This is a genomic window from Nocardioides lacusdianchii (genome assembly GCF_020102855.1).
Classification (GTDB): domain Bacteria; phylum Actinomycetota; class Actinomycetes; order Propionibacteriales; family Nocardioidaceae; genus Nocardioides; species Nocardioides lacusdianchii.
Window position 1 is genome coordinate 1 of record NZ_JADHZD010000029.1, and the last position, 15471, is coordinate 15471.

At 72.7% G+C, this 15471-nt stretch carries 17 protein-coding genes; 6 read left to right on the plus strand and 11 right to left on the minus strand.

The annotated features are described in order from the left end of the window. The first annotated feature begins 121 nt into the window (after positions 1-121). Positions 122-652: a hemerythrin domain-containing protein gene (locus IRX98_RS21710; protein WP_224280354.1), complete on the plus strand. Its 531-nt coding sequence runs from the start codon at positions 122-124 to the stop codon at positions 650-652. Between the two features lie 25 nt (positions 653-677). Here IRX98_RS21710 and IRX98_RS21715 read toward each other — a convergent pair whose 3' ends face one another. Genes IRX98_RS21715 through IRX98_RS21730 form a run of 4 tightly spaced genes read right to left on the minus strand, consistent with a single transcriptional unit; the run spans position 678 to position 3936 of the window. After that, on the minus strand, positions 678-1160 hold the full coding sequence (locus tag IRX98_RS21715; RefSeq protein ID WP_207083538.1) for a hypothetical protein: 483 nt from the start codon (positions 1158-1160) through the stop codon (positions 678-680). 48 nt (positions 1161-1208) lie between these two features. After that, positions 1209-2219 (minus strand): agmatinase, encoded by a 1011-nt coding sequence (speB, locus tag IRX98_RS21720; RefSeq protein WP_224280356.1) that lies wholly within the window; start codon positions 2217-2219, stop codon positions 1209-1211. A gap of 17 nt (positions 2220-2236) precedes the next feature. Further along, entirely contained in the window at positions 2237-3361 is a 1125-nt protein-coding gene (locus tag IRX98_RS21725) for a GDSL-type esterase/lipase family protein (RefSeq protein WP_224280359.1), read from the minus strand. Beyond that, positions 3358-3936 (minus strand): TetR-like C-terminal domain-containing protein, encoded by a 579-nt coding sequence (locus IRX98_RS21730; RefSeq protein WP_308045745.1) that lies wholly within the window; start codon positions 3934-3936, stop codon positions 3358-3360. Before IRX98_RS21730 ends, IRX98_RS21725 begins: the two co-directional genes overlap by 4 nt. A 172-nt stretch (positions 3937-4108) precedes the next feature. On the opposite strand from IRX98_RS21730, the gene xylB reads away from it, so the two are divergent. Genes xylB through IRX98_RS21750 form a run of 3 tightly spaced genes read left to right on the plus strand, consistent with a single transcriptional unit; the run spans position 4109 to position 7868 of the window. Continuing rightward, a complete protein-coding gene (xylB, locus tag IRX98_RS21740) occupies positions 4109-5515 on the plus strand; it encodes a xylulokinase (RefSeq protein WP_224280361.1) in 1407 nt (468 codons plus the stop codon). Further along, on the plus strand, positions 5512-6678 hold the full coding sequence (gene xylA / locus IRX98_RS21745; protein WP_224280363.1) for a xylose isomerase: 1167 nt from the start codon (positions 5512-5514) through the stop codon (positions 6676-6678). The genes xylB and xylA overlap by 4 nt, the downstream gene beginning before the upstream one ends. Before the next feature lie 2 nt (positions 6679-6680). Beyond that, a complete protein-coding gene (locus tag IRX98_RS21750; protein WP_224280365.1) occupies positions 6681-7868 on the plus strand; it encodes an ROK family transcriptional regulator in 1188 nt (395 codons plus the stop codon). 9 nt (positions 7869-7877) lie between these two features. On the opposite strand, the gene IRX98_RS21755 is transcribed toward IRX98_RS21750, so the two are convergent. The 5 genes from IRX98_RS21755 to IRX98_RS21775 form a co-directional block, all read right to left on the minus strand. Beyond that, positions 7878-9107, minus strand: a complete 1230-nt coding sequence (locus tag IRX98_RS21755; RefSeq protein WP_224280367.1) for an ROK family protein — start codon at positions 9105-9107, stop codon at positions 7878-7880. Positions 9108-9116: 9 nt separating this feature from the next. Then, positions 9117-10397, minus strand: coding sequence for a sugar ABC transporter permease (locus tag IRX98_RS21760; protein WP_224280368.1), 1281 nt, complete (start codon positions 10395-10397; stop codon positions 9117-9119). Positions 10398-10417: 20 nt separating this feature from the next. Further along, a complete protein-coding gene (locus tag IRX98_RS21765; RefSeq protein ID WP_224280369.1) occupies positions 10418-11191 on the minus strand; it encodes an ATP-binding cassette domain-containing protein in 774 nt (257 codons plus the stop codon). A 112-nt stretch (positions 11192-11303) separates the two neighbouring features. Beyond that, positions 11304-12398 (minus strand): sugar ABC transporter substrate-binding protein, encoded by a 1095-nt coding sequence (locus tag IRX98_RS21770; RefSeq protein ID WP_224280370.1) that lies wholly within the window; start codon positions 12396-12398, stop codon positions 11304-11306. 234 nt (positions 12399-12632) lie between these two features. Beyond that, on the minus strand, positions 12633-13238 hold the full coding sequence (locus tag IRX98_RS21775; RefSeq protein ID WP_224280371.1) for a Dps family protein: 606 nt from the start codon (positions 13236-13238) through the stop codon (positions 12633-12635). Positions 13239-13310: 72 nt separating this feature from the next. On the opposite strand from IRX98_RS21775, the gene IRX98_RS21780 reads away from it, so the two are divergent. Then, complete coding sequence (locus IRX98_RS21780) at positions 13311-13748, plus strand: SRPBCC family protein (RefSeq protein ID WP_224280372.1); 438 nt, start codon at positions 13311-13313, stop codon at positions 13746-13748. A 4-nt stretch (positions 13749-13752) separates the two neighbouring features. On the opposite strand, the gene IRX98_RS21785 is transcribed toward IRX98_RS21780, so the two are convergent. Further along, the gene (locus IRX98_RS21785) at positions 13753-14226 is read right to left on the minus strand and encodes a DUF6328 family protein (protein ID WP_224280373.1); all 474 of its coding nucleotides are present in this window, start codon (positions 14224-14226) and stop codon (positions 13753-13755) included. Positions 14227-14310: 84 nt separating this feature from the next. Here IRX98_RS21785 and IRX98_RS21790 point away from each other — a divergent pair, with 84 nt between their 5' ends. After that, on the plus strand, positions 14311-14589 hold the full coding sequence (locus IRX98_RS21790; protein ID WP_224280374.1) for a DUF7218 family protein: 279 nt from the start codon (positions 14311-14313) through the stop codon (positions 14587-14589). 10 nt (positions 14590-14599) lie between these two features. On the opposite strand, the gene IRX98_RS21795 is transcribed toward IRX98_RS21790, so the two are convergent. Beyond that, entirely contained in the window at positions 14600-15448 is an 849-nt protein-coding gene (locus IRX98_RS21795) for a DICT sensory domain-containing protein (RefSeq protein WP_224280376.1), read from the minus strand. Between the last annotated feature and the right edge of the window lie 23 nt (positions 15449-15471).

A 15471-nucleotide genomic window follows, 5' to 3' on the forward strand; every position in this document is an offset into this window, starting at 1 on the left:
GCCCGCTGCCGAGTCAACATCGTCGCCACCAACGACCCCGAGATCGGAGCTGATGATCTGCCAGCCCTGACCGCCTGACCCATCACGAAGGAGAACGCAGCGCTACACCACTACCGGGGACTTGACCGACGCCACCCGACCTCGCGTGGCCGGGCAGGTGGACCTGACTCCGACGCAGCGTCACGCCGGCGACCACCTGCGGATGATCCACGACCACTTCCGCCAGCAGCTGGCCCAGCTGACGGCGGCCGTCACCGAGCTCCGCGAGGGCACGCTCGACGTGGGTGCCGTCCGCGAGCACCTGCACCGACTGGCCCCCGCACTCACGACGCAACAGGTGTCGGGGCTGTGCCAGCAGGTCTGCCGATTCCTGACGATGCACCACACCATCGAGGACCAGAACCTGTTCCCCGCCGTCGCCACCCTGGCGGCGTACGCCCCGGTCGCGGCGCGGCTGGCCGAGGAGCACCTCGACATCCACGCCCACCTCGAGCGGGTCGACGAGCTCGCGGTGGCCGTGCTCTCCGACCCGACGCACGTCGACGCCCTGGTGGTGGCCGTGGCGGACCTGCGCGCGGACCTCGAGTCGCACTTCACCTACGAGGAGACCGAGATGACCGAGCCGCTCGGACTGCTGGGGCTGGGGATCTAGCCCGGCGCAGGACCGACCGGACGGATCAGCGGCTGAACACCGGGTGGATGCCCGGGGGCGGCGTGAGGGTGTCGTCCGGCTCCCACGCCGCGAGGTGCGCGCCGTTCGCGACGGCCAGCTCACGCAGCCGGACCGGGAACTCCCACACGCCCGGCGCCGAGCCGATGGCGAGGCGGCTCACCATGTGGAGGTAGAACGGCCGGCCGGATCCGGGCTGCACCCACACCTCGGCCATCGGCGACACGGCCACCTGCTGCAGGCTCGACAGCGGGACCGTCCTGCGCGCCCACCGACCCTGGGCGCGGAGCTCGCCGTCACGCACCACGACGCAGCGTCGCAGCTCGAGCAGGGTGGCCGCACCGACGACCAGGAAGACGAGACCCCACGGGTTCTGCTTCCAGAACACGCTGGCGAGCCCGACCGCCAGCAGCAGCCCGCCACCCGCCAGGAAGGCCCAGCGCTCGGACCAGTGCGGACGTCCCACGAGGGTGCTTGCGTCATCAGGCACACACGCATGGTGTCACTACGCCACAGCCGCCAGGAGCCACGTCTGGGCCTAGCGGTCCAGCAGCGGGCGCGCCGGGTCCCAGGTCGTGCCGTCGCGCTCGTCGCGTCGCCTCCGCGCGATCGCGCACAGCGCCTCCAGCACGACGCGGTTGGCGAGCGCAGCCGTGATGTCGGCGTGGTCGTAGGGAGGGCTGACCTCCACGACGTCGATGCCGACGACGGGCAGCTCGAGGCAGATGCGGCGTACGGCGTCGAGCAGCTCGCGGGCACTGAGGCCGCCGGGCTCCGGGGTGCCGGTGCCCGGCGCGTGGCCGGGGTCGCAGACGTCGATGTCAACGGAGAGGAAGACGCCGTCGCACTCGTCGGTGGCGATCACGAACGCCTCGGTGAGGCACTCGGTCAGCCCGCGGTGGACGATCTCGGTCATCTCGTAGGACCGCATCTGCTCCGCGGCCATCCAGTCGAGGGTCTCGGGGCCGGGCCAGTAGCCGCGCAGCCCCATCTGGAGGAAGCGGTCGCCGCGCAGCGCGCCCGACTCGATGAGGCGGCGCATCGGCTGGCCGTGGCCCCACAGCGAGCCGAACTCGATGTCGCCGGTGTCGGCGTGTGCGTCGAAGTGGATCATCGAGACGCGGCCGTGGCCGAGGACGTTGGCCACGCCCTTCGCGTCCGGGAAGGCGATCGAGTGGTCGCCGCCGAGCACGACGGGGATGGCGCCGGCGCGGGCGACCTTCTCCACCGCCGCCTCCAGCACCCCGAGGGCGCGCTCGATGTCGCCGGGCGGCATCTCGACGTCGCCGGCGTCGACCACGCGCAGGTCCTGCAGGCCGTCGGTGCGCAGCGCCAGGCTCGGCCGCGAGCCGTCGTGCGGGAGGTAGTCGGTCATGCGGATCGCCTGCGGGCCGAAGCGGGTGCCGGGCCGGTGCGACGTGCCGCCGTCGAAGGGCGCGCCCACCACGACGACGTCGGCGTCCGCGTACGTCGCCGGGTCGTCGAGGTCGCACGCGGGGACCCCGAGGAACGTGATGTCCGGGCCGAACTGAGCGCCGTAGCGAGCCATGGGCCGATGCTAGGGCGCTACCAGTCCCCCAGCGCCGCGAACCGCTCGCCGATCAGCCGGTGGGCGGCGGAGTCGGGGTGGAGGTTGTCCGGCAGCGGGAGGCGCTCCTCGTCGGCGGGGCCGTAGAGCGCGAGCCCGTCGACGTACGACAGGTGCGGGTCACCGCGTCGCTCGACCACCTCGGCGAGCACCTCGCGCACCACCTCCAGGGTGAGCGCCCCGCGGGCCACCTGCTCGGGATCGCCGCCGGCGACGAAGGCCACCCGACCCTCCGCGAAGGCCGCCGCGTCGGGGACGGTGGGCCCCGGCACCGACTCGTGGATGGCGCAGTGCACGGGCGAGACCAACCGGACAGGGGTGTCGGGGTGGCCGTCGCGGATGGTGTCGAGCCAACCGTGGACCGCCGGTGCCAGCGCGCGGCGCCGCAGCAGGTCCTGGTTGACCAGGTTGATGCCGAGCTTGAGGCTGATCAGGTCGGCCGGGGTGTCGCGGATCGTGCGCGCGACGAAGGGGTCGAGCAGGGCGCTGCCGCCGAGGCCGAGGTTGACCAGGTCGAGACCGGCCAGGCGGGCCGCCACCACGGGCCACGGTTCGGTGGGATGGGTCGCGATCGAGCCGTGGCTGATCGAGCTGCCGTGGTGGACCCAGCGCGGCCGGTCGTCGTCGAAGGCGGTCACGGGTGCGTCGGCGCGCAGGTCGACCAGCGCGGTCTGCTCGTCGTGCGGCAGCCAGACCTCGACCTGCTTCGCGCCCGCGGGAAGCGCGATCACGAGGGACGTCGGCTCACCCGCGGTGAAGGCGCTTGCCCCCGTCATCATGTCGACGTCGAGCACGTTGCCGCCGGGTGCCTGGAGCCGCTTGAGCAGCACGCCGTCGACGAGCACGTCGTACCACCCGTCGGGCCGCGCAGGTGCGCCGACGTAGCGCCGCTTGGTGGGCAGCACGTCGAGCTCGAGCCGGGTGGCGGTGGTGCGCAGCGCGAGGCGTACGCCGGCGGGCTGGGCCTCGACGAGGTGGAGCTGCGGGTCGTCGGACTGCGCCCGCGCCCACGGAGGCAGGCGGTGCGGCAGCAGGCCGCGGTCGGTGCGCTCGAGCTCGAGCGCACCCTTCACGAGGGTCTCGAGCAGGGTCGGGTCGGTCATCGGGTCTCCCAGGAGCGGAGCAGGGTGTCGAGCCCGTCGAGCACGCGCTCCCACGTGTCGTCGGACGTCGGTGCCCCCGGGGCACCGTGGCTGAAGGCGCCGGCCGCGTCGAGCGCGGCGTAGCCGTGGAAGGTGGCGCCGAGGAGGCGTACGGCGTGGGTCTCGTCGGCGTCGGACAGGGCGTAGTCGCGCAGCGAGGCGCGGGCCAGGTCGGCGTGGCGCGGGCCGGCGCTGGCGGCGGCCGCGGCGGGGTCGAGGGGCAGCCGGGTCGCGGCGTAGCGGCCCGGGTGCTCGCGCGCATAGGTGCGCCAGACCCCACCGACGGCGGTGAGGGCGTCGCGCCCGCTGACGCCGGCGAGGGCCGCGGCGACGAGGTCGGCGCTCTCCTCGAGAGCCAGCAGCGCGACCCGCACCTGGAGGTCGCGCAGGCTGCTCACATGGGCGTAGAGGCTCGGGACCGCCACCCCGAAGCGACGGGCCAGGGCCGAGAGGCTGAGCCCGTCGACGCCCACCTCGTCGGCGAGGTCGGCAGCGGCCTCGGCAAGGCGGTCGCCGGTCAGTCCCGCACGCGGCACGGCTCTCCTCCTTCTTTCGTGAGGTCACAACCTAACATCCTTAGGAAAGCGGTCGGGTAGTCCACCGGGAAACGGTCGTTCCGCGCCGGAGCCGTCAGCCGTTTGCCGGTGGACTACCGCGACCTGAGGGCACCCTGTTGACATTAGTTCGAGACTCGTACTTAATAGTGACGTGGCTCTCGTGCTCGGCATCGACTCATCGACCCAGTCGACCAAGGCGCTCCTCGTCGACACCGACGACGGGCGCGTGGTCGACGCCCGGACCGCTCCGCACCCGCCCGGCACCGAGGTCGATCCGCGTGCCTGGCTGGGCGCGGTCGACGACGCGACGCAGGACCTGCTCGAGCGGGCCGACGCGGTCTCCGTCGCCGGCCAGCAGCACGGCATGGTCGCTCTCGACGCCGACGGCGAGCCCGTGCGCGACGCCCTGCTCTGGAACGACACCCGCTCCGCAGGCGCCGCCCACGACCTGATCGCCGAGATGGGCGGTCCGCAAGAGTGCGCCGACGCGGTCGGCAGCGTGCTGGTCGCCTCCTTCACCGTCACCAAGCTGCGCTGGTTGCGCGACCACGAGCCCGACCGGGCCGCCCGCGTGGCGTCGGTCCTGCTCCCCCACGACTACGTCTCGCTCCACCTGGCCGCCCCGGGCACGGCGGCCTTCACCGACCGCGGTGACGCCTCCGGCACCGGCTACTTCGCCACGGCCCAGGGCGACTGGCGCCCGGACCTGCTCGAGCGCGCGCTGGGCAGGCCGGCCGACCTGCCGCGGGTCGTCGCCCCGGGCACGGCGGCGGCGCAGACCCCCGGCGGAGCCCTGGTCGCAGGAGGCACTGGCGACAACATGGGCGCCGCCCTGGGGATGGCGCTGCGTCCCGGCGACGTGCTCATCTCGGTCGGCACCTCCGGCGTCGCCTCCGCGGTGAGCACGGTCCCGGTCGCCGACGGCACGGGCGTGGTCACCGGCTTCGCCGACGCGAGCGGCGGCTACCTGCCGATGGTGACGACCATGAACGCCGCCGGGATCCTCGACCTCCAGGCGCAGTGGCTCGGCGTCGACCACGACGGCCTCGCCGAGCTCGCCCTCGCCTCCACCCCCGGCGCGGGCGGCGTCACCCTGCTGCCCTACTACGGCGGCGAGCGCACCCCCAACCGTCCCGACGCCGTCGGCACCTGGACCGGGCTCACGCCCCGCACGACCCGCGCCGACCTGGCGCGGGCGGCGTACGAGGCGCTGCTCTGCTCGCTCGCCGACGCCGTCGACCGGCTCGTGGCCGCCACCGGCGAGCAGCCGCGCCGCCTGCTGATGGTCGGCGGAGCCACGAAGAGCCCCGCGCTGCGGGCCCTGGCCCCGGCGATCCTCGGCGCGTCCGTCACGCTGCCGCCGTCGGGTGAGTACGTCGCCCTCGGCGCCGCGCGGCAGGCCGCCTGGGCGCTCGCCCAGACGCCCGCTCCCCCTGAGTGGCCGGCCGCCGAGACGGCCGTGCTCGAGGCCGACCCCACCCCCCACGTCCGCGAGGTCTACGCCGACCTCCGTGAGCGCACCGCCCCCTGGACCCCTGCAACGGAAGGCACGTCATGACCACCCAGATCCCCACCCCCACCCCCGAGGACAAGTTCTCGTTCGGCCTCTGGACCGTCGGCTGGCAGGGCGTCGACCCGTTCGGCGGCGCGACCCGCCCGCCCATGGACACCGTCCACGCGCTGGAGAAGCTGGCCGAGCTCGGCGCCTACGGCGTGAACTTCCACGACGACGACGTGATCCCCTTCGGCTCCGACGACGCCACCCGCGACACGATCATCGCCCGCTTCAAGCAGGGCCTCGAGGACACCGGCCTGGTCGTCACCACCGCGACCACCAACCTCTTCAGCCACCCGGTCTTCAAGGCCGGCGGCTTCACCAACAACAACCGCGAGATCCGTCGCTTCGCGCTGCGCAAGGTGATGCGCAACATCGACCTGGCCGCCGAGCTCGGCGCCAAGGTCTACGTCGCGTGGGGCGGGCGCGAGGGCGCGGAGTACGGCGCCTCGCAGGACACCACCGTCGCGCTGGACCGCATGAAGGAGGCCTTCGACCTCCTCGGCGACTACGTGACCGAGAAGGGCTACGACATGCGCTTCGCGATCGAGCCCAAGCCCAACGAGCCCCGCGGCGACATCCTGCTGCCCACCATCGGGCACGCGCTGGCCTTCATCAACGAGCTCGAGCGCCCCGAGCTGGTGGGCGTGAACCCGGAGATCGGGCACGAGGAGATGGCCGGCATGAACGCCGCGGCGGGATACGCCCAGGCGCTGTGGGCCGGCAAGCTCTACCACATCGACCTCAACGGCCAGAACGGCCCGAAGTACGACCAGGACCTGCGCTTCGGCGCCGGCAACGTGCGCGGCGCGTTCTGGATCGTCGACGTGCTGCTCGCCGGCGGCTACGACGGCCCCGTGCACTTCGACTACAAGCCCTCGCGCATCGAGGACGAGGACGGCGTGTGGGTGTCGGCCGCGGCCAACATGCGCAACTACCTGATCCTGCGCGAGAAGGTGAAGGCCTTCCGCGCCGACCCCGAGGTGCAGGAGGCGCTGGTCGCCGCGCGCCTGCCCGAGCTGGCCCAGCCCACCCTCGGCGAGGGCGAGGACTGGAAGCAGCTGCTCGAGTGGCAGCTGCCCGACCCCGAGGCACTGGCCACGATCGGCGCTGCCACCGAGCACCTCGACCAGCTGGCGCTCGAGCACCTGTACGGCGTCCGCTGACCGTGGACCGTCCCGGCGGCGCCGGCACCGAGGGGCTGCGGCGTGACAACACGGCCGCGGTCCTGCGCTCCCTGCGCCGCCGTGGACCCTCCACCCGCGCCGAGCTCGCCAAGGACACCGGTCTGGCCAAGGCCACCGTCGGCGTGATCGTCGCGGACCTCCAGGCCGCCGGCGCGGTGGCCGAGGAGGGCTCGCGCCCCGGGGTGCGGGGCCGCCCCGGGCGTCCGGTCGCGTTGCGCGGAGAGGACGTCGTCGCCCTCGGGCTGGAGCTCAACGTCGACTACACCTCCGCCGTGGTCCTGGACCTGGCCGGACGGGTCGTCCTCAGCGAGAGCCGGCCCGTCACCGGCGGCACCGCCGACCTCCTGGCCCTCGCCCGTGACGCCTACGCCGCCGCGGTGGGCGACGGCCGGCGGCTGGTCGGCGCCTCGGTGGCGGTGCCGGCGTTGGTGCGCGGGGACAACCGCACCGTCGCGTGGGCGCCGAACCTCCACCTCGACGGCGCCGGGCTGGCCGACGACCTCGCGGCCACGCTGGCCGACCTCGGCGCCGGACCGACGCCGGTCGTACGGGTGAGCAACGACGCCAACTGTGCGGCGTACGCCGAGTCGCACCACGGCGCCGCACGCGGTGCCGCGCACGCGCTCTACCTCACCGGCACCGTCGGCATCGGCGCTGGCATCGTGCAGGACGGCGAGCTGGTGCGTGGGGGCGCGGGCTTCGCCGGCGAGGTGGGCCACATGCCGCTCGGCGACGCGTCCGCCCTGTGCGGCTGCGGCCGTCACGGCTGCTGGGAGGCCTCGGTCGGCCTGCACGCGATGCTCGCCGAGGTCGGCATGCACGAGCTCGACACCCCGCTGCGCACGGCGGAGGCCGTGGCCGAGCGGGCCGCCACCGACGCCGAGGTGCGGGCCGGTCTCGAGCGCGTCGGGCGCGGCGTGGGCCTCGGCATCGCGATGCTCAGCAGCGTGCTCGACCCGGAGGTCGTCGTGCTCGGCGGCTACTTCGCCCCGCTCGGCGACCTGGTACTCGACCCGGCGAGGCGCACGCTCGACGAGCGCCTGGCCTCCGCGGTGCAGGTGCGCCCCGAGCTGCGGCTCAGCACGCTCGGGATCCGCGCGGCCGCCCTCGGCGCCGCCGAGCAGTCACTGGGGCCGGTCTTCAGCGGTGAGCTCGACCTGACGTCCTGACCTCGGCGGTCAGCCGGCCAGCCGGGCGCGTACGTCGACCAGCGCGGTCCCGAGCGCGGCCACCGGGTCGACGAAGAGCGGCTCGAGCGCGATCTCGGCCGCACCGAGCAGCGCCGAGTCCGAGCCCAGGCCGGGCAGCGTGAGCCGCACCGACTCCAGCGGCGCCGGCAGCGCCCGGTCGGCCAGTCCGGCCTCGATGTCGGTCCCGACGAGCTGGTGGAGCGAGCGGAAGTAGCCGCCGAGCACCACCAGTCGGGGGTTGAACATGTTGACGATGCTGGCCAGCCCGTGCCCGATCGCGGTTCCGGTGCGGCGCAGCTCCGGCGACGGGGAGTCGAAGCCGTCGAGCACCTCGTCGAGCTGCGCGACCTTGTCGGGCGGGCAGTGGATGGCCTCGGCGATGGCGTGGCCGCCCACCTCGGTCTCCCAGCAGCCGCGGTTGCCGCAGTGGCAGGGGCGACCGCCGGGGTCGAAGCGGAGGTGGCCCACCTCGCCGGCGTAGCCGCCGGCACCCTCGAGCCGGTGCCCGCCCATGATCACGCCGGCGCCGACGCCGACGTTGCCGGAGACGTAGATCAGGTCGTCGATGCCGACCCCGACGCCGCGGGTGTGCTCGGCGAGCGCGCCGAGGTCGGCGTCGTTGGCGAGCGAGACGGGGACGTCGAGGCCCAGTGCGGCCAGGACGATGCCCCCGAAGGACACGTCGTGCCACTCCAGGTTGGGGGCGAGCCGGATCAGGCCGTCGCTGCGTCGCACCATGCCGGGCACGCTGATCCCGATGCCCACCAGCGGCGAGGCAGCGGGGGCGTCCTCGACGACCTCGCGGATGAGGGCGGCGACCGAGGCGCCGACCTGCCACGCCTCGCCCTCGACGGGCACCGGCGCCTGGGCCCGCTGGAGCACCCGGCCGCCGAGGCCGACGCGGGCCACCACGGCCCGGTCGACCCCGAGGTCCACCGCGATGACGCACGGGCCGTCGGCGGCGATCGCCACCCCGGCCGAGGGGCGCCCGGCACCCTGCCGGGCACCTCCGGCGGGGGTCGCCCGCTCGGAGATGCCCAAGGACTCCAGCTCGCCGACCAGCCCCGCGATGGTGCTCCGGTTGAGGCCCATCAGGCTGGTGAGCTCGGCCCGGGAGATCTGTCCGGCGCCGTGGACGTGGCGCAGCAGCGTCCCGAGGTTGTGGCGCCGGACGGCCTCCTGGTTGGTGCCGAGGCCCGAGCGCCGCTGGGCGGTCATGTGGTCGACCTAGACCCCGGCCGAGGAACGGCGGCGGCGCGAGATCGCATCGACGCTCGCGGCGAGCAGCAGGACGCCGCCGGTGACCACGAAGTTGATGTACGCCGCCTGGTTGAGCAGGCCCAGACCGTTGGAGATGGTCGCGATGACCAGGCCGCCGATGACCGCATCGATCGCTCGGCCTCGACCGCCGAACAGGCTGGTGCCGCCGATGACCGCAGCCGCGACGGCGTACAGCAGGACGTTGCCGCCGCCCGAGCCCGGGGAGACCTTGCCGGTGTAGGACGCGGACAGGAGGCCGGCGAGCGCAGCCATCGAGGTGCAGATGACGAAGGCCATGATGCGGACCCGCTGCACGTTGATGCCGGCGCGGCGCGCGGCCTCGGCATTCCCGCCGACCGCGTAGAGGTGTCGTCCGAAGCGGGTCTTGGTCAGCACGAAGGTCCAGAAGAGCAGCAGGGCGATGACGACGGGCGCCACCCACGGGACTCCGCTGATGTCGAAGAGGTCGGGGTTGGGGGCGCGGTTGGCGCTCAGCAGCGCGGTCAGCCCGAGAACGACTGCGGCCAGGACGGCGATCTTGATCACGACGAGGCCGATGGGCGCGTGGACCAGGCCCTTGGCCGACAGGGAACGGTAGCGCCACAGCGACAGGGCGGCGAAGGCAACCACGATCACGATCGCGGCGATCCAACCGGCCGTCACGGGCACGTTCTTGATCGACATGCCACGCAGCACGGGGTCGTTGAAGCGGAGCGAGCCACCGGAGCCGATGAGCCTGAGCGGGACCGCCTGCAGTCCGAGGAAGAACGCGAGGGTCACGACGAAGGACGGGATGCCGAGGAAGGACACCAGCGAGCCGATGGCGAGGCCGATCACCGCGCCGAACGCGACGCCGGCGAGCGTCGCCATCCACCACGTCCAGTCGTAGTCGATGAGCATGAGCGCGGTGATCGTCGCGCACGCACCTCCCGCGACACCGGCCGACAGGTCGATCTCGCCGAGCAGCAGCACGAAGACGATGCCCATCGCCAGGACGATGATCGAGCTCGCCTGGATGACCAGGTTGGCCATGTTGTAGGTCGTGAGGAACCGGTCGTTGAGCGAGGCGAAGATCACGAGCAGCGCGACGAGCCCGAGGATGGCCGGGAGCAGTCCCATGTCGCCGCCGCGCAGGCGGTTGACGTAGTCGCGCGCGGCGTCACCGATGGTGGCGGCCTGGCGGTTGTCGTTGTCGAACCCGCTCGAGGCGGGCGCCGGCGCGGACGCGGTGTCGGTGTGAGCAGTCATGGTGAGGTCTCCGGTCCTTCTCAGACGGTCGCGGTCGCGGGGTCGGCGATGCCGAGGTCGCCCGAGCGTCCGGCGGTGATGAGCTCGACGATCTGGCTGTGGGTGAGGTCCTTCGCGGGGACGTCGGCCGCCACCCGCCCGAGGTAGAGGGCGGTGATCCGGTCGGCGACCTCGAGGACGTCGCCCATGTTGTGGGAGATCAGCACGACGCCGAGACCCCGGTCCGCGAGGCGGCGCACGAGGTCGAGGACCTGGCGGGTCTGCGCCACACCCAGGGCTGCGGTCGGCTCGTCGAGGAGGACGACCTTGGAGTTCCACAGCACGGCCTTGGCGATCGCCACGGTCTGGCGCTGCCCGCCGGAGAGGCTGGCGACGCTCTGGCGCACGGACTTGACCGTGCGCACCGACAGCGACGCGAGGGTCTCGCGCGCCCGGGTCTCCATGGTGACCTCGTCGAGCCCGAGACGGGTGGTCTCCTCGCGGCCGAGGAACATGTTCTCGACGATGTCGAGGTTGTCGCACAGCGCGAGGTCCTGGTAGACGACCTCGACGCCGAGGGCGGCGACGTCGCGGGGCCCGTGGACCTCGACCGCCTTGCCGTCGAAGTGGTATTCGCCGGAGTCGCGGCCGTAGATGCCCGCGATGATCTTGACCAGGGTGGACTTGCCGGCGCCGTTGTCGCCGACGAGTGCGGTGACCTGTCCGGGATAGACGGCGAAGTCGACATCGTGCAGCACGTGCACCACGCCGAAGCTCTTGTTGACTCCACGGAGCTCGAGCAGCGGCTCAACCATGGGATTCACTTCCGATCACGAAGAATTTGTTGTGCGGGTGGACAAGTACGACGCCCGGGCCGGGGTCGGCCCGGGCGTCGTCCGAGGTGGATCTGATCAGCCGGTCAGTGGATCAGGAGATGCCGGCCTCGGCGCACAGGTCGGCGAACTCGCCGACGCACACGTCCTCGGCCTTCTGGCCACCGTCCTCGATCACGTCGCCGACGTTGTCCTTGGTGATCGCCTGCGGCTCGAGAAGGATCGAGTCGACCTCGCTGTTGTCCGAGGAGTCGACCGTGGTGCCGGTGACCTCCGCCTCCTCACCGTTGGCAAGGGCGATCGCGACGTCGGCCAGGGCCTGCGCCTCCTGCGTGGCGGACTTGTAGACCGTCATGCACTGCGTGCCCGCGAGGACGTTCTGCAGGCCCTCGACGGTGGCGTCCTGACCGGTGACCGGGACCTCGCCGTCCTGTCCAGCGCCCTCGAGGATGCTGATCGCGGCGCCGCCGAGACCGTCGTTGGCGGCGAGCACGCCGTCGACGTCGCCGTCAGCGGCGGTGTAGAGCTGCTGGAAGATCGTGGCGGCCTGCTCGTTGTCCCAGTCCGGGACGGCCTGCTCGCCGACGACGGTGTAGTTGCTCATCTCGTCGAGCACGCTGTGCGCGCCCTCGGCGAAGAGCGTGGCGTTGTTGTCGGTGGGCGAGCCGTTGAGGTAGACGATGTTCGCGTCCTCGTCGCCGAGGCAGTCCGCGAGGCCCTGGCCCTGCAGCTCACCGACGACGGTGTTGTCGAAGGAGACGTAGTACTCCGCCGTGCCACCGAGGGTGAGGCGGTCGTAGTCGATGGTGGCGACGCCCTGCGACGCGGCCTTCTCCTGGATCGCCGCGCCCGACTCGGAGTCGAGGTTGACGATCGCAAGCACCGTGACGCCGCTGCCGATCATGCTGTCGGCGATCGTGGTCATCTTCTCCGCGTCGCCCTCGGCGTTCTGGATCTCGTAGTCGACGCCGGCCTCCTCGAAGGCCGCCTCGAGGGCGGGGCGGTCCGCGCTCTCCCAGCGCACCGACGACTCGGTGTCGGGGAGGATCACGCCGATCTTGCCGGCGGCGTCGCCGCTGCCGCTGTCGCCGGCGTCAGAGCCGGTGTCGCCGTCGTCGCTGCCACAGGCCGTGAGGGCCATGGCGGCACCCAGCAGGGGGACGAGGACCAAATTGTGCTTCCGCTTCACGCGAACCGCCTCCTAGCGATTTCAATCGCACGTCGGCCGGTCGTGGGACACTGGGCCGACGTACATATGTTGTGCGGAACAACATATGAAGTGATCGTCGTCACGTCCAGAGCGCGGCCGAGCCGTTAGCGGTTCGTTACCGAAGCGAGGGTCGCCGCCCGCCTGACAGGCGTAGGGGCGACTGGACCACTGGTCCAGCCGCCCCGGGTGAGAAGCCTGCGTGCTGCTGAGTGCTCAGCGCTTGCGAGAGCGCCGCGACACCTTCTCGGCAGCCTCGACCTCGCCGGAAGCGCCGGTGGTCGCCAGCTCGCCGGTGACGCCCTGCAGGTGCGCGCGCACGAACCACTGGAACTGCTCGAGGTCGGCGGTCTGGCCGATCACGATGTCCTCGGTCACCGGGTCGTCGCCCACGGCCTCGATCGCGGCGCGGTGGTCCTCGATGACCCCGGTGTAGACGAGGTCGAGCGCTGCGAGGTGGGCCGCGGTGTCGGCACGCGTCAGGTCGTAGTCGTCCCAGGTGCGCGCGGCCACGAGGGCACCCGGCAGGCCGTTCGGCGGAACCCCGAGGGTCGACATGCGCTCGGCGAGCACGTCGATCATCTCGCGCACGCCGTCGATCTGGGGGTCGAGCATCTCGTGGACGCCGATGAAGTGCGGGCCCACGACGTTCCAGTGGGCGTGCTTGAGGGTCAGCGCCAGGTCGTTGAGGGCGTGCACCCGCATCTGGAGGGCGTCGGCCACGCGGTGGCCGGTCGAGGCGTCCAGACCGGGGACGGTGAGCGGGGCGTCGGCGTCGCTGGACACCGAGGTGGTCGCGGAACGAGTCGTCTTCTTCGCCATGCCACCACGCTAGGAGGCCGGACCAAGGCGGACACCAGCCGAAGGGAGGTGGCCGCTGGCTACGGTGGGCCCATGCCCTCCATCACCCGCACCTTCGCGACGACCGCCTCTCCCGAGGCGGCGCACGCCTACCTCGCCGACTTCCGCACGGCCGAGGAGTGGGACCCGGGCACCCGCACCTGCGAGCGCACCAGCGGCGACGGCGGGGTCGGCACGACCTATCGAAACGTCTCGTCCTTCCTCGGACGCACCGTCGAGATCACCTACACCGCCGCTGAGGTCGTGGTGCCGACACGCGTGCACCTGCGCGGCACCAACGAGTCGTTCGAGGGCCACGACATCTTCGAGATCACCCCGACGAGCGGCGGCGCGCAGGTCGCCTACACGGCACGCATGTCCTTCTCCGGCCTCTCGCGCCTGGCCTCGCCGCTCGTCCAGGCCTACCTCCCGCTGCTGGCCTCGAAGACGGTGGACCAGCTGCGCGCCTGCCTCGACCGCCAGGCCGGCTGAGCGCTCAGCTGCGCCGCAGCACCCGCGCCGGCAGGAGCAGCAGCAGCCCCGCCAGGACCACCACCGATGCCACCGCGCCCGCCGCGGCGGCCTGCCGGTCGTAGACGACGTCGACGACGAGGAACAGGATCCCGCCGAGCAGGACGGCGATGAGCGCCAGCGCGATCGAGGTGAGGCGGTGTCCCGCACGCACGAGCTCGGGCTTCGCGCCCTCCTGGAAGACGTGGCGGTGGATGGCGACGGGGGCCAGCGTCACGCCGACCGTGGCGAACGCCAGCGCGAGCAGTCCGACGTACCACCCGCGCTGGAAGGCGTCGAGCTCGTCGAAGCGCGACTGGAACGGCAGCGTGGCCAGGAAGCCGGCCAGCAGCTGCACCCCGGTCTGGCTCACCCGCAGCTCCTGGAGGAGCTCGAGCCAGTTGCGGTCCGCACGCTCCTCGGACGTCTCGTCACGGCGCGTGCGGTGGTCCTCGGACATCCTTGCGACGCTACTCAGCGCGCTCGCGGTGCCCACCTCCCGACGGGTGAGGATCAGACCGGCGAGGGGTGGCACGGTGGAGCGATGGCCGAGAAGAAGAAGCAGGACCCGGGCCCTTCCGTGAAGGACGCCGAGGTGTACGAGGCACTGCGTGACGACGGCGCGAGCAAGGAGAAGGCGGCGCGCATCGCGAACGCTTCAGCCGCCCAGGGCCGCTCGAAGGTCGGTGAGCGCGGCGGCGAGGCGGCCGACTACGAGGACCGCACGGTCGAGGAGCTGCGCGAGCGAGCGGCCGAGCTCGACATCGAGGGTCGCTCGTCGATGACCAAGGACGAGCTGATCGACGCGTTGCGCCACCACTGACGCACGGCGGTCAGCCGGGCGGGTCCATCCGGGCGAGCGCGCGCAGCCACATCCGGTCCGCATCGACCGCCGCCGTCGCCGGGCCGTGGGCCGGCTCGTCGAGCACCGCCGTCGCCGAGGCGGGCGGCGTCGCACCGGACGCCCGCGCGACGTCGACGAGCACCCGCGCCGCCGCCAGCGCGGCGGGACGGTGCGTGCTGATGACCGACTCGTAGACCGGCGTGCTCCCCGGTGCGGTCGGCACCTCCCACGCCGAGACGACGGCCGCGCGAGAGGCGCTGACGGTGACCACCGTCCACTCCCGGCGCAGGGGCGAGCGCTCCGGCAGCTGGCACCGGGCGGGCTGCGCCGACGGGTCGGCAGGGTGGGCCTCGTCGAACTCGGCCACGACCGCCGCCCACGACGCCGTACGCGCCAGCTCGTCCCAGCGGTGGCGGGAGCGGGCGAACTTGTGGCCCTCCTGGAAGGTGCCGAGGACCAGGGGTGCGTCGGCGCGGGCGAGCGCCTCGTCCTCGATGGCGTGCGAGGCGGCCAGCAGCGCCCGTCGTCCGAGCCGGTGGACGACGAGGTGCGGGAACTCGCGCGACAGCACGGCGTGGACCGACTCGACCGCACCCTGCTCCTGGCGGCGGCGTACGGAGTCGATGGCGACCTGGAGCCCCACGCCGGACTCGCGCACCTCGAGCACCTGGCGCACGAGCTCGACGTCGGCCTCGGAGAAGCGGCGGTGGCCGGTGGGCGAGCGCTCGCCGGCCGGGAAGCCGAACCGGTTCTCCCAGGTCCGCAGCACAGCCGGGGTCAGCCCGGTCCGGTCGGCCAGGACACCGATGCTGAAGCCACCCGTTGCTCCGGTGTCCATGACGCCTCCACGATTCATCTCGT